This is a genomic window from Rhodococcus sp. USK10, from assembly GCF_019378875.1.
GTDB classification, from domain to species: Bacteria; Actinomycetota; Actinomycetes; order Mycobacteriales; family Mycobacteriaceae; genus Rhodococcus_F; species Rhodococcus_F pseudokoreensis.
Window position 1 is genome coordinate 689,986 of sequence record NZ_CP076047.1, and the last position, 12,484, is coordinate 702,469.

Sequence of the window (12,484 nt, forward strand, 5' to 3'; positions counted from 1 at the left end):
CAGGAGCGCGGGCGCTCAAAGATTTCTGAGAGTCCGCTGGCGGGTAGCAGGTCCACCGGCATCCGCCGGCACACCGCGTGGAGACCACTGCCCATCCCGCCAACAGCCCAAGCACGCCGCTGGCGAGACTTAGCGCAGCGAATATCGTGTTTCTCGACCGCCACTCATCCACCACGCCGTGCGCGCCCGACCTCGATCTCACTCAGAAAGGCTGAGATGCCAACCACCGACACCGACATCGTAGTAACCGTCCCGGAGTTGGGGGACGCCATCGCCGAAGCCACCATCCCGCGCTGGCTCAAAGCAGTCGGAGACCCCGTGGGAGTCGATGAACCACTCCTGGAAGTGGCCACCGATAAGGTCGACACCGAGATCCCCGCGCCAGCGACCGGGATCCTGACCGCCATCCTCGAACCCGAAGACGCCGTCGTGCCGATCGGTGCGATCATCGCACGGCTCGGCGCTACACAGCCTGAGCCGACGACTGCGCGGGAGTCCGAGGCTCAGCCGGAACCCGACTCGCAGCTGGTGGTCGGAGATGCGGCTCCCCCGGACGCACCGCCCGCGCCAGCGGTGACTGAGACATCGGTGCATGCGGCTCCGAAGGCGGTGGGAGACAGAGTGGAAAAGCTGTCCCCGATTCGACTCACCATCGCCCGCAGAATGCTCGAATCTCTCCAAAAGTCAGCACAATTGACGACCGTCGTCGAGGCCGACCTCACCGCCATCGCTGCGTTGCGCAATGCACACAAGGAGACATTCGTTCGGCAGACCGGTGTGAAGCTGTCGTTCCTTCCGTTCGTTGTCGCGGCCGCGGTCGAGTCGATTGGGGAGCACCCCGTGATCAACTCCTCGCTCAATGCGGACTACACCGAAGTGACGTACCGCGGTGCCGTCCATCTCGGCATGGCCGTCGACAGTGAGAAGGGACTGATGGTGCCAGTCATCCGAGACGTTGACCGCATGAGTATCGCAGAGATCAGCCACGCCATTGCCGATCTGGCCGCCGCGGTCCGCACCGGGACCATTCGTCCCAACGACCTCGCTGGCGGCACCTTCTCCATCACCAACACTGGGAGCCGGGGCGCACTGTTCGACACTCCGATCATCAACCAGCCACAGTCGGCGATCCTCGGTGTAGGAACTGTCGTCGAAAGAATGATGCCAGAGCGAGACCAAAACGGGAGCCTCCTCATCACGGCGCGGTCAATCGCCTACCTGTCGCTGTCCTACGATCACCGCATCATCGACGGTGCCGACGCCGCGCGCTATCTCGCATCAGTTCGTATGAAGCTCGAGAAGGGCTTCAGCGGGGAAGATCTGGCTGCATGATGCCCTAATTCACATCAACGCCAAGAGATACGCATCGCCGTAGTTCAGCTCGCGCTCGACAAGAGGTCTATTTCGCCAAATGCGTTGTGGCGACATGCCGATCCGCCTTTGTAGCCCTAGGTAGCTAGAGATGGCGTAGGTAGCTAGTAGTACTTTGTTAGCTCGGCGTGTCGGCTCGAGTTTTCGTGGTTTTCTCGAGAGCATGCGGGCATGGATACAGCCGCTCTCGCCCGGGTCGGGGAACAGTTGGATACGTTTGTCGGTGAGGTGTTCTCGTCGCTGGCACGGAAGGATCAGCGGGCGAAGGCCGGGCTGTATGCGCGCGGGTTGATGCTCGACGGGCGTCGGAAGTCGATGCAGCCGATGGCGGAGCGGTTGCAGGTCGACCATCAACAGTTGCAGCAGTTCGTGACGACCTCGCCGTGGGACGTGGTTCCGGTACGGAAAACCCTCTCCCGCAAAGCGTGCGGTCTGATCGCCCCGGATGCGTGGGTCGTCGACGACACCGGGTTCGTCAAGGACGGCGACCGCTCGCCGGGTGTGGCCCGTCAGTACTCGAGCACCCTCGGCAAGGTCGGCAACTGCCAGATCGCGGTCAGCGTGCACGCCGCCACCGATGACGCGTCGGCCCCGTTGGACTGGCGACTGTTCCTGCCGCAGAGCTGGGACGATCGGTCCACCACCGATCCCGATGCGGTCGCGGCGATCACCGCCCGCAGGCGCCGGTCCGCGATCCCCGACGCGGAGCATCACCGCACAAAGTGGGAAATGGCGATCGAGATGATCGACGAGCTGATCGAGTGGGGCCGGATCCCGCCGGTCGTGGTCGCGGACGCCGGCTACGGCGACACCACCGCCTTCCGGGAATCGCTGACCGAGCGGGGCATCGACTACGTCGTCGCCGTCAAGGGGTCCACCAGCGCCTTTCCCGGCGACGCAGTCCCCGAGACACCTCCCTACAGCGGGCGCGGACGGCAACCGGCCCCGCGCTACCCGGGACCGGCCGCCAGCTGCAAGGACCTGGTCCTGGCCGCCGGACGGAAGGCCCTGCGGACGGTGACCTGGCGCCGCGGCAGCAAGGCCGACCTGACCAATCCGACCGCGGCGATGCGCTCGCGGTTCGCCGCGCTGCGCATCCGCCCGGCGAACCGCGACATTCCCCGCGCCGACGACGGCACCCTGCCCGGCTCTGGTTGCTCGCCGAGTGGCCCGCCGGCGCCGACGAGCCGACCGACTACTGGCTCTCCACCCTGCCCGCCGAGACCCCACTGAAAGAACTCGTGCGCCTGGCGAAACTCCGCTGGCGCGTCGAGCACGATTACCGGGAGCTGAAAACCGGTCTCGGGCTGGATCATTTCGAGGGTCGTTCCTGGCTGGGCTGGCATCACCACGCCACCCTGGTCACCGCCGCTCACCTATTCCTCACCACCCTCCGGCTCACCGACCCTAAAGCAGCTGGGCAGGACTGAGCCTCTACGCCGTTCTCCGCGAACTCCAACGCGCACTTGCCCGTTGGATCGGTACCTGCCCACTCTGTGACCACACCTTCCCCACCTAACAAAGTACTACTAGAGATGGCGTAGCCGGATTGTTGAGTCAAGTTTGCGGTGTTCGGGTCACGTTCGACTGCTTGATATTTCAGGCTGCGAGTTGCGCTGTGGCGGTGAGGGTATCGACGGCGGTGCGGTACGCGGTGGCAACCGCTCGCAGGCGGCCGGGAGTGGTTGTCGGGGTGGCGAGTTCGGCTAGGCCGGTGCGCAGGACCCGATCGTGAACACAGGTGAGGAACTTCGCGGTGTCGAGTCCGAGGTCGGTGACCCGGTACCGGTGGCTGCCCTCGATCCGGGCGATGAGGTTGCGGGTTTTCAGCCGGCGCAGGTCGTAGGTCATCTGCCCGGTAGACACCGTGTCCGGGTCGAGTCCGCGCAGCTCGCCGGTGAGGGTGCGCAGGTCCTTGTTGGTGAAGCCGTTCGGGTGCAGCCGGAAGACCAGCAGCGCGGAGAGCAGGGCGTGGCTGCGCTGGTCGGCGAACCGCAAGCCCGGGACGCGGGTGCCGGTGGCGGTGGTGAGGGGGCCGGTGATGGCGGCGAGGGCGTCGGCGCCGGTGATCGGGTCGTGGCTGAGTCGCCCGGCGCGCAGCAGGCGTCGGTTGGCGTGAAAGCCGATCTCCCGCAGGGCGGGCAGATGTGTCAGTCGTTTCCCGAGGTGGAAATCGCGGGTGTCGTTGATGGTGGTCTCGGTACGCAGGGCGCGTCCCTGTTTGTGGTACTGCTTGATGGTGGTGTGCTTGTAGTCGACGTGCAGGCTGGGGATGACGCCTTCGGTGATCACCCGGGTGCGGAATCGTCCCGGGGTGGCACGCGGCCCCCGGCGCATCAACCGCCGGTCGAACACCAGCGTGACCTGATCGGGGCGACCGAGATCGAGGTTGTCGCGGATGACCTGCTCGAAGAACACCCGCCCCGAGACCGGGGCGTCGAGCATCTGGGTCAGGGAGAACTCGGCCTGGAGGATCGACAGGTCGTAGCGGTAGCCGACGTCCCGATCGGCGTCGGTGAACGGATCCGGCAGAATCGCCAGCCACTTGCGGAGCAGGGCATCGATCCGGGGACCGGTCAGCCGATCGCAGATCGCCTGCAGCGCGTCGGGGTCGTCGACGGCGGCGAAGGCGTTGTCGAGCGCGGTGAACCCGAGCCCGGCCCTCGCCGCCTGACGTTGGGCCCAATGGTGGCCGTTGATACAGAGTTTGGCGTTGTAGGGGAAGTACGAGCAGAACTTGAGGAAGAAAGGTCCGAAGTCCGCGTCGACGCAGTAGAAGTAGTAATCGTTGACCATGCCGGTGGTTTTGACGATCCACGGGTAGCTGTTGCCGTCCGCGTCGCGGCGTTTCTCGGTGCGGAACAACGGGGTCTTCTCCTGCGCCCGTCCGATGAACACCACTCCCTCGGCCGCGGTGAAGTGCTGCAGGTGCTCGTGCATGACGTCGTCCTTGCGCTGACCCTTGACGAAGTCGACCCACGGGATGTGTCGGGTGTCGGCGAAGCGGTGCACCGCCGCCGAGAAGCGGTCGGTGATCCGCGCCAACGTGGCGGTCGAGGCGACCGGCAACCCGAGTTGTCGGTGCACGTAGGCGACCAGACCTGGGGCGTACTGCAAACCGGGGACGTAGACATTGAGGTACATCCGGTCGATGCACTCGACCTCGAAGAGCGTGTGCGCGGTCAGCACGTCGGCGACGCTGCGCGGTATGGTCATGATGAGCTCCGGACGATCGGGCGGCCAGTAGGCCAACCAACCGCTACGACGGTTCATACACCCGATCGACGACGTCGACCAGGGTCATCACCCCGACCGGCCGGAGCCCCCGGACCGCAGCGGCTGCCACACGACTCGTCGGGCTGGGGCGCAGCCCCGGTAGTACTGCAACGGCACTTGCTTGACAGGTAGACGATACTGGTTGTGTGGTCCTCGATCTGGTTGCTGCCGAGTTGGAAGCGTTGCATGAGCGGATCTCCGGTCGGTTCGCCCGGTCGGAGCCGCGGTCCCGGGTCCGTGAATATGTGACGGGTTTGGTTGCGGGTCTGGAACGCAAGAACGGGTGGACCCTCGCCGAGCGGGCCGGCGAAATGAGCCCGGACGGGATGCAACGGCTGCTGCGGCGGGCGGACTGGGACGTCGACGGGGTCCGCGACGACGTCCGTGACTACGTGGTCGAACGCCTCGGCGATCCGGCCGGTGTACTGATCGTCGACGACACCGGATTCCTCAAGAAGGGCACCCGCTCGGCCGGGGTGCAACGCCAGTGCTCGGGCACCGCCGGACGGGTGGAAAGCTGCCACTTGCTCCTCTGTCAAACAGCCGTCGCGGTGCCCATCAGTGGTCGGTCCGCGAGCATGGCGCGATAGACGACATCGGAAAGCCTGCGCTTGAGGATGCGAAGGGCTTCCATGCCACCGTCACCGCCCGCTTTGCGCCGGGCCAAGAGGGCTCGGGCGTCGGGATGGCAATGAGCCTGGGTGAGTGCGATGATATGGATCGCTGCGTTGATCCGCCGGTTCCCGGTGCGCGAGAGACGATGTCGGGCATGGTTCGACGACCACACCGGCAGCGGTGCGGTTCCGTTGTGGCGCGCGAAGGCATCCTTGGACCGGAAGCGATCGTCGCATTGTTCTGCGCCCCATCGCAGCAGCGCCAGATGGTCCTTGCTGGCGGTGCCAGTGGTTTTCGTCGACAGCTAGCTCCCGTTCTGATCGGCGGCGACGGCCGTGTGGGTGCGCTTGTGCGCATCGATCCCGATGACGATCATGGTGGTATGTCTCCTGCCCAGGTTGCGGGTGGTTGGCATGGACCGGTCGATCGGCATATCCCAGTCGGGGCGACGCCACGCTCCTCTCAAGCCAGGTCGGCCGGTCCCTTTTCGTGTGTCGGCCGGCCGCAGAACTGGCAGAAGCCACGAAGGCAGGTCGGGCGGATTCCACTAGTCGTGGCGAATCATCGGGTAATCGTGCAGGGGCCACCATCGTCGCACAGCCTGGTTCGGAGTGAGGTCATTCAGGCATAGCCTCGGACGGTCGTTGAGTTCGGTGGCGACCTCGTCGAGCTGGTCTTGGGTCCAGCCGCTTAGGTCAGTTCCCTTCGGGAAATACTGCCGCAGAAGTCCATTCGTGTTTTCGTTTGATCCCCGCTGCCACGGCGAGTGGGGATCGGCGAAGTAGATCTTCAGGCCGGTGGCGTCCGCGATACGCTCGTGGTGAAACATCTCGTTGCCCTGGTCCCAGGTAAGCGACCGACGCAGGGAGACGGGCATCTGCGTGAAGCGCTCGATGAGAGCATCCCCGACGACTTGCGCGGAGTGGCCACCACGGATCGCGACCAGGATGGTCAATCGCGTCTTGCGCTCGACGAGTGTCGCGATCGCCGATCTCTGGCCGGCGCCGATGATGAGGTCGCCCTCGATATGCCCTACCCGACGACGTGATTCCACGTGGGCTGGCCGTTGCGCGATGGGCGTCATATTCGTTGACTGCTTGAGCGAACCGTCCCGGGATCGTCCGCGGCCACGGCGCCGGCGATAAGTCCGGCCGGTGCGCAAAGACCCGCCAGTCGCAGCCAAGACCAGTCCGCGGTACACCGCTTCATAGATCGTCTCAACGCACACGTGCCACGCCGTGCGGCGTGGGTAACGTCGCCGCAGCCACCGGCTGATCTGTGCCGGTGACCAGCGCTTGCCGAGCTTAGCGGCGACGAGCCGACGCAGCGTGTCATCGTGGGTGAACACACGCACTTTCGGGCGTCGTCGACGCTGGTGTGCCTGGTTGTGGGCGTACCACGGTTGGTAGCGACCATCGGATTTTCGATTGCGTGCGATCTCCTTGTACACCGACTGGAAGCTTTTGCCGATGCGTTCTGCGATCGTCTTGACCGACTCCTCACGGGCCAGCCCGTCGGCGATCTCGATACGGTCGTCTTGGCTCAAGTAACGGCTACTGATCGGACTCTCGACATAAGACATACTGCCAGCGTCGATGAACCACAGCGACCCACAGCTCAGCGACACGCCGACCGTCGCTGCCGCCTTCGATCCTGAGTGGCATTGTCTGATCAGCTCGAAGTAGCGGCGCTTGTCTTCCTGTGGTGACTTGTTCCACGCATACCTGGGCATCGTAATCCTCTCGGGAAAGGATTCGCCTCGATCAGTGGAATCCGCCTCGGATGGTAGAGCGAACCGGTCGACACGATCAATCGTGACACTGGGATCGGAGTCTTCCTCGCTTACGCGTCCGATGCGGGGCATGCGTCGATCGACCGGGAGCTCTACCTCACCGAATCGTGGACCTTCGACCGGCAACTGGCTCGACGCCCTGGGCTTGCCGGACCTGGCGGAAAAGGCCCGCACGCACCTGCCATAGGGGTGAACCGCGGCCCTCGAAAAGTGATCTCACCAGTGCGAATGACACGTCCCCGTCCCGTTTCGGGTTTGCGGGCTTCATTCTCGAACAGCGGGGAACATGATCGACAGAGCTATCAGCAGGCCGGGCCGGTGGCCAACGCGATCTGTCTGGCCCTTGCCGTTGTCAATTCCCGGCCGCCGGCGACTGAGGGTGACAGGGTGCGGGTATGACATTGCGGCTGCCGAGCACCCTCGCGACGGATTCGGATTCTGCGGCGATCGCCGCGCTGAACCGGTACTTCGGCGATCCCCATCTGGGTGGGGACGCGTACGTCGGTGCGCACTTCGATTCCTGGTCGAGCACGGGGGACCGGGCCGAGGAGGCGACCGGTTCACCGCCGATGATTTGGTGGCGGTGACTTTCCTGTCGGTGCAGCCGACGGGTCGGTGGAGCTGGTCCCGGTGATCTCCGGCAACTCCTTGCGCGGCGTGCTGCGCCGGATCGCCGAGGGGATGCTGCGCGACGTTCTCGACTACGAGGGCCAGCTGCCGCTCGCGGTCGCGCACGCCCTGCCCAACGGTGGCGCGATCGTGAAGACGCAGGCCGAGCCGATCACCGGTCGTCGCCTGCACCAGCTCCGGGAGTTGGTGCCGCTGCTGAGTGTGTTCGGCGGCGCCATCGGGGCAGCTCCGATCGACGGCTGCCTGCGCGTCGGGGACGTGGTGCCGGTCTCACCGAAGCGACCCCAATCCTTCGCCGAAGCTACGAGGGGCAGCCGATTCCGTCCCGGTTCGACATCGAAGCCCTCGAGTCCTACACCCACCTCGACGATGTGACCGCGGTCACGCCGGCACCACCGTCGACCCCGATGTCGAGTCGGGTGGATCGGGTTCGCCGGTGAGGCGGTACGACATTGAAACCCTCGCGCCGGGATCCCGATTCGTGTCGTGGTGCAGCTGGTCCGCGGTTCCGACCTCGACCACGCCTTCGTCGCCGATGTCCTGGCCGAGTTCGCCCGGTTGGGTTGGTTGGGCGGGCGAACGGGGATCGGGCACGGCCAGATCGCCACCACCATCACCAGGCAGGCCGAGGGTGGCCCGGTTGGTCGACTGGCGGGAGATCGTCGCCGCACGGCGCGATGAGGCCCTGGAAACCCTGCTTTCGCTCCCCGCATGACCTTGCAGATCGCTGCGAGGATGGTGCCGCTGGTTGTCCGCGCCCGGATGGCCGCCGGAATCGCGCATGGCGTGCCGTGGGGAATCAGTCTCGATGGCCTCCTCGCCTCGGAGATCCGGGAGAACACCAAGGCCGCGGCACGAGAGTCCAACACCGACTACGAGCCGTACAGCCCGGACACCATTCCGAAGGATCTGGACTTGCATTGGCGCGCTGCACCGGCGACGACGGCGAGGGGTGGCATTGGGCGGCGACGTTCGCCTTCCCGGAGGACGAGGTGCCGGGCCCGCATGTGCAGTACTGGTCCGCCCGCCCAGATCAGCAGGTCCTGGGACAGATGGCCGATCAGCTACCGGCGCTGGTGTCCGAACGCCAGGGTCGTGAGAAATGATCAATACCTGTGGGTCGGGGAGGGCGTACCTTCCCGGATGATGATCTGCAAGAAAACAGGTATTCGATCAAGACCAGCGCTGCAACGCTGGTTGGGAAGGTACGCCCGTGCTCACGGTAGTACATGACAACGACCGCTCCACCGACGACGGCGGGCGGTCGTTGCTCGACGAGATCGTCCGTGACGGTGCCCGGCAGATGCTGGCGGCCGCGCTGCAGGCGGAGGTCGCCGCCTATATCGAACAGTTCGCTGATCAGGTCGACGAGAACGGTCACCGCCTGGTGGTGCGCAACGGCTACCACCACGAACGCGACGTGCTGACCGCCGCTGGTGCGGTCAGCGTGAAGGCCCCGCGGGTCAACGACAAGCGCGTCGACCCGGACACCGGCGAGCGACAGCGGTTCTCGTCCGCGATCCTGCCGGCGTGGGTGCGCAAGTCCCCGCAGATGAACGAGGTGCTGCCGCTGCTGTATCTGCACGGGCTCTCCACCAGCGACTTCGGGCCGGCGCTCGAGCAGTTCCTCGGATCGGGTGCCGGGTTGTCGGCGGCCTCGATCACCCGGTTGACGACCCAGTGGCAGGACGAGGCCAAGGCCTTCCAGGATCGGGACCTCTCGGGCACCGACTTCGTCTATGTGTGGGTCGACGGCATCCACCTCAAGGTGCGGCTCGAGCAGGACAAACTGTGCCTGCTGGTGATGATCGGGGTCCGCGCGGACGGCCGGAAGGAGCTCGTCGCCCTCACCGACGGGTACCGCGAGTCCACCGAGTCGTGGGCGGACCTGCTGCGCGGCTGCCGACGCCGCGGCATGACCGCTCCCGTTCTCGCGGTCGGTGACGGCGCCCTGGGGTTCTGGAGGGCGTTGCGGGAGGTGTTCCCGGAAACCCGGGAGCAGCGGTGCTGGTTCCACAAGCAGGCCAATGTACTTGCTGCGCTACCGAAGTCGGCACATCCCGGGGCGCTCGCGGCGATGAAGGAAATCTACAACGCCGAGGACATCGACAAGGCGCAAGTGGCGATCAAGGCCTTCGAACTCGACTACGGCGCGAAGTATCCGAAGGTGGTCGCGAAGATCACCGACGACATGGATGTGTTGCTCGAGTTCTACAAGTATCCGGCCGAGCACTGGGTGGAGATATTGTCAAAACCTGTGGACGAGATTTTGGCCAATCAGGTCGTGACTGGGTAGTGATTTGCCGGTCTGGTGTCGTTGGTCGTCGATAGCGTGCAGGTTGGCACGTCGAGCCAGAGGTCGTCGCTGGCCGTGGCAGCTCCGTATTCCGCGTAGAAGTCGACTTTCGCCTCGATCGTGGTGAGGGCGTCTTGAAGCTCGGCTACGCGCTTTTCCACTTCCTGCTGATGCCGTCGCAGTAGGTCCAGGCGTTGCTCATGGGTGTGATGTCCCGCCTTGGTGAGTTCGACGTACTCGCGGATTCTAGGGATCGGCATGCCAGAGGATCGGAGCTTCCTACACGCCAGCAGCCAATCCGCCTCGCTCGGCTCGAATCGTCGCCGACCTGCACTGTCCCGTGCTGGGGAGTTCAGTAATAGTCCTTGTTGCTCGTAGAACCGCAACGTCGACGGCGTCATCCCGGTGAGGTGCGCAAGTTCGCCGATCGTCAACGATGGACCGGGGTGGGCGAATGGGGTGATGGTCACATTCCGATGCTACGCACTTGACCTCCAGTCGACTCGAACTCCTAGTGTCGCAGGCAGCTCCCGATCACCGTTATGACAGGTTTCGCGGGGTCAAGTTTCACCAACTACAGGTAAGGAACATAGCTGTGACCACATGGTTCATCACGGGAACATCGACAGGATTCGGCCGCACGATGTCTGAAAAGCTCATCGCTCGTGGCGATAGGGTTGCTGCCACGCTTCGCCAACCGCATCAGCTCGACGATCTGGCGGCCACGGCCGGTGAGCGGTTGTGGGTGAGGAAGCTCGATGTAACTGATCCGCAAGCCGTCGATCGGGTGGTAGCCGAAGCATTCAGCGACCTTGGCACTATCGATGTTGTCGTTAACAATGCCGGATACGGCACCTTCGGAGCTGTCGAGGAATTGACTCGTGAACAGATTCGCCGGTCAATCGATACCAACCTGTTGGGATCAATTGATGTGATCAAGGCAGCATTGCCGTACTTTCGTGCACAACAGCATGGCCGAATTCTCCAAGTATCTTCTGCTGGAGGGCAAGCCGCCTACCCGGGTTTCGCTGCATACCACGCAGCCAAATGGGGAATCGAAGGATTCTGCGAGGCCATTGCCCCTGAACTCGCTGCTCTGGGAATAGAAATCACCATCGTCGAACCCGGGGCCTCGCCCACCCAGTTCACCCCCAGCCGTGACGACGGCACCATATCCGCAGCCTACGACAACGGACCAGTGGGCGAGGTACGACGAGCCATCATTAGTGGCGCATTCCCGCAACCAAATGATCCAGCTAAGATTGCCCAAGCAATGATCGATCTAGCCACCAACCCCGAACCCACACCCATCCGGCTTCCGCTAGGCGAAGACACAGACGTGGCCCTGCGTGATGCCTACACACAACGTCTCGCTGAGCACAATGCCCACCAAGCCCTTGCCCTCAGCGTCGGACTCGACTGAGTTACGGCCCGCTGGCACGCAACTTTCAGGCTGCGTCTTCCTGGCCGGGCGAATCAGTGGTTCGTTGGACAAGTTTCCCTCTTTCAAAGGTGGCTCCGGCCCGTACGAGCGCGGCTAGGTGTGGTGCGTTCACTGCCCGCCAGCGTTCCTGTACGGACTCAATCAGCTTGTAGGCCATAGCTATCCCCGCGGCACGCGAGCCTGGACCTTTGGTGACCTTGGTCCGCAAACGTACGGTCGCGAAGGTCGACTCGATCGGGTTGGTGGTGCGCAGGTGACCCAATGCTCGCCGGGGTAGTTGAAGAACTCCAAGAGCACATCGGCATCGTCGGTGATCTTGGCGACACTTTTGGGATACTTGGCGCTATAGGTCTTCTCGAACTTGCAGATCGCTTGGCGGGCGTGTGCGTCGTCTTCGGCGTTGTAGATTTCCTGCATCGCGTTTTGAACTGACCCCTGGGAGTTGGACTGAGAAATCAGTTCCTACTCCGAGGGGTCAGTTTTGTGGATACACGAAGTTCGCTGATGCAAGAGCAGCGCATTGCAGCAGTAGCGTTATTCGAGAAAGGTGCGGCTTCGAGGGCCGTCGCGACGTCGTTGGGGGTGCCCGCGGTCCGATTCGTCGATTGCACCAGCGGTGGCAGATCCGAGGAAGAGGAGTGCTGGTGTCGAAGAAGGCAACGCCTGCTGTGTATCCGTTCGAATTGAAATTGAACCTTGTGCAGCGGTTCTTCGCGGGCGAGACACTCGCGGAGCTGGCAGAAGAAGGCGGGTTGTCCTCTCCCGTCCTACTGCGTAAGGGGGCTGCTGAAGGTTTCGTTGACTCGTTCGTTTAGGCCGCCAGCATGTTCGCTGGTGTCATGATCATCTCGTACTCGATGGGGGTGAGCTTGCCGAGGGCGCGTTGTCGGCGTCGTCGGTGGTAGGTGCGTTCGATCCACGTGACGATTGCGATCCGAAGTTCTTGCTGGGTAGCCCACCGTCTCGTGTCGAGGACGTTGTTCTGCAGAGCGAGAAAACGATTCCATCGAGGCATTGTCACCACATTGACCGGCTAATCGCAGCCGAGATTGTGCCGATC

The 12,484-nt window shown here is 63.9% G+C and carries 12 protein-coding genes and 6 pseudogenes; 11 read left to right on the plus strand and 7 right to left on the minus strand.

All coding sequences use genetic code 11. From position 1 onward, the window contains the following. Positions 1-216 precede the first annotated feature (216 nt). From I1A62_RS03715 to I1A62_RS47030, 3 genes and pseudogenes are all read left to right on the plus strand, one after another. Positions 217-1,332 (plus strand): 2-oxo acid dehydrogenase subunit E2, encoded by a 1,116-nt coding sequence (locus I1A62_RS03715; protein ID WP_219454215.1) that lies wholly within the window; start codon positions 217-219, stop codon positions 1,330-1,332. Between the two features lie 210 nt (positions 1,333-1,542). Then, positions 1,543-2,394: pseudogene (locus tag I1A62_RS03720) on the plus strand (IS701 family transposase); the annotation flags it as partial. Further along, positions 2,394-2,801, plus strand: coding sequence for a transposase (locus I1A62_RS47030; RefSeq protein WP_374710697.1), 408 nt, complete (start codon positions 2,394-2,396; stop codon positions 2,799-2,801). The pseudogene I1A62_RS03720 and the gene I1A62_RS47030, both read left to right, overlap by 1 nt. A gap of 169 nt (positions 2,802-2,970) precedes the next feature. Here the strand turns inward: I1A62_RS47030 and I1A62_RS03725 are convergent, their stop codons facing one another. Next, positions 2,971-4,587: a hypothetical protein gene (locus I1A62_RS03725; protein WP_219454217.1), complete on the minus strand. Its 1,617-nt coding sequence runs from the start codon at positions 4,585-4,587 to the stop codon at positions 2,971-2,973. Between the two features lie 206 nt (positions 4,588-4,793). Here I1A62_RS03725 and I1A62_RS03730 point away from each other — a divergent pair. After that, positions 4,794-5,174: pseudogene (locus tag I1A62_RS03730) on the plus strand (transposase); the annotation flags it as partial. Positions 5,175-5,182: 8 nt separating this feature from the next. Here I1A62_RS03730 and I1A62_RS03735 read toward each other — a convergent pair. Together I1A62_RS03735 and I1A62_RS03740 are read right to left on the minus strand one after the other, a co-directional pair. After that, a complete protein-coding gene (locus tag I1A62_RS03735; RefSeq protein WP_219455062.1) occupies positions 5,183-5,566 on the minus strand; it encodes a transposase in 384 nt (127 codons plus the stop codon). A 243-nt stretch (positions 5,567-5,809) separates the two neighbouring features. Next, a complete protein-coding gene (locus I1A62_RS03740) occupies positions 5,810-6,994 on the minus strand; it encodes an IS30 family transposase (RefSeq protein ID WP_219454219.1) in 1,185 nt (394 codons plus the stop codon). A 93-nt stretch (positions 6,995-7,087) separates the two neighbouring features. Here I1A62_RS03740 and I1A62_RS47035 point away from each other — a divergent pair. The 3 genes and pseudogenes from I1A62_RS47035 to I1A62_RS45830 all read left to right on the plus strand — a co-directional run. After that, a pseudogene (locus tag I1A62_RS47035) lies at positions 7,088-7,201 on the plus strand (IS701 family transposase); the annotation flags it as partial. A gap of 248 nt (positions 7,202-7,449) precedes the next feature. Then, positions 7,450-7,641 carry a hypothetical protein gene (locus tag I1A62_RS03745; RefSeq protein WP_257890405.1) on the plus strand — a complete coding sequence of 64 codons (192 nt, stop codon included), beginning with the start codon at positions 7,450-7,452 and terminating at the stop codon, positions 7,639-7,641. Positions 7,642-7,669: 28 nt separating this feature from the next. Continuing rightward, positions 7,670-8,059, plus strand: coding sequence for a hypothetical protein (locus tag I1A62_RS45830; protein ID WP_257890406.1), 390 nt, complete (start codon positions 7,670-7,672; stop codon positions 8,057-8,059). A gap of 6 nt (positions 8,060-8,065) precedes the next feature. Here the strand turns inward: I1A62_RS45830 and I1A62_RS45835 are convergent, their stop codons facing one another. Then, complete coding sequence (locus tag I1A62_RS45835; protein ID WP_257890407.1) at positions 8,066-8,467, minus strand: hypothetical protein; 402 nt, start codon at positions 8,465-8,467, stop codon at positions 8,066-8,068. A gap of 137 nt (positions 8,468-8,604) precedes the next feature. Here I1A62_RS45835 and I1A62_RS45840 point away from each other — a divergent pair, with 137 nt between their 5' ends. Beyond that, positions 8,605-8,790 carry a hypothetical protein gene (locus I1A62_RS45840; RefSeq protein ID WP_257890408.1) on the plus strand — a complete coding sequence of 62 codons (186 nt, stop codon included), beginning with the start codon at positions 8,605-8,607 and terminating at the stop codon, positions 8,788-8,790. A 107-nt stretch (positions 8,791-8,897) separates the two neighbouring features. Continuing rightward, a pseudogene (locus I1A62_RS03760) lies at positions 8,898-9,959 on the plus strand (IS256 family transposase); the annotation flags it as partial. 2 nt (positions 9,960-9,961) lie between these two features. Here the strand turns inward: I1A62_RS03760 and I1A62_RS03765 are convergent. Next, on the minus strand, positions 9,962-10,450 hold the full coding sequence (locus tag I1A62_RS03765) for a MerR family transcriptional regulator (RefSeq protein WP_257890410.1): 489 nt from the start codon (positions 10,448-10,450) through the stop codon (positions 9,962-9,964). Between the two features lie 125 nt (positions 10,451-10,575). Here I1A62_RS03765 and I1A62_RS03770 point away from each other — a divergent pair, with 125 nt between their 5' ends. Beyond that, on the plus strand, positions 10,576-11,403 hold the full coding sequence (locus I1A62_RS03770) for an SDR family oxidoreductase (protein WP_219454221.1): 828 nt from the start codon (positions 10,576-10,578) through the stop codon (positions 11,401-11,403). 25 nt (positions 11,404-11,428) lie between these two features. On the opposite strand, the pseudogene I1A62_RS03775 reads toward I1A62_RS03770, so the two are convergent. Further along, positions 11,429-11,844: pseudogene (locus I1A62_RS03775) on the minus strand (transposase); the annotation flags it as partial. A 224-nt stretch (positions 11,845-12,068) separates the two neighbouring features. On the opposite strand from I1A62_RS03775, the gene I1A62_RS03780 reads away from it, so the two are divergent. Further along, on the plus strand, positions 12,069-12,239 hold the full coding sequence (locus I1A62_RS03780) for a hypothetical protein (protein ID WP_219454222.1): 171 nt from the start codon (positions 12,069-12,071) through the stop codon (positions 12,237-12,239). On the opposite strand, the pseudogene I1A62_RS03785 reads toward I1A62_RS03780, so the two are convergent. Further along, positions 12,236-12,455, minus strand: a pseudogene (locus I1A62_RS03785) (integrase core domain-containing protein); the annotation flags it as partial. The gene I1A62_RS03780 and the pseudogene I1A62_RS03785 sit on opposite strands and share 4 nt — an antisense overlap. Between the last annotated feature and the right edge of the window lie 29 nt (positions 12,456-12,484).

Coding starts and splice junctions, on each gene's coding strand:
- I1A62_RS03715 (WP_219454215.1), top strand. CDS start 217: ATGCCAACCACCGACACCGACATCGTAGTAACCGTCCCGGAGTTGGGG.
- I1A62_RS03740 (WP_219454219.1), bottom strand. CDS start 6,994: ATGCCCAGGTATGCGTGGAACAAGTCACCACAGGAAGACAAGCGCCGC.
- I1A62_RS45835 (WP_257890407.1), bottom strand. CDS start 8,467: ATGCGCGATTCCGGCGGCCATCCGGGCGCGGACAACCAGCGGCACCAT.
- I1A62_RS03725 (WP_219454217.1), bottom strand. CDS start 4,587: ATGACCATACCGCGCAGCGTCGCCGACGTGCTGACCGCGCACACGCTC.
- I1A62_RS03745 (WP_257890405.1), top strand. CDS start 7,450: ATGACATTGCGGCTGCCGAGCACCCTCGCGACGGATTCGGATTCTGCG.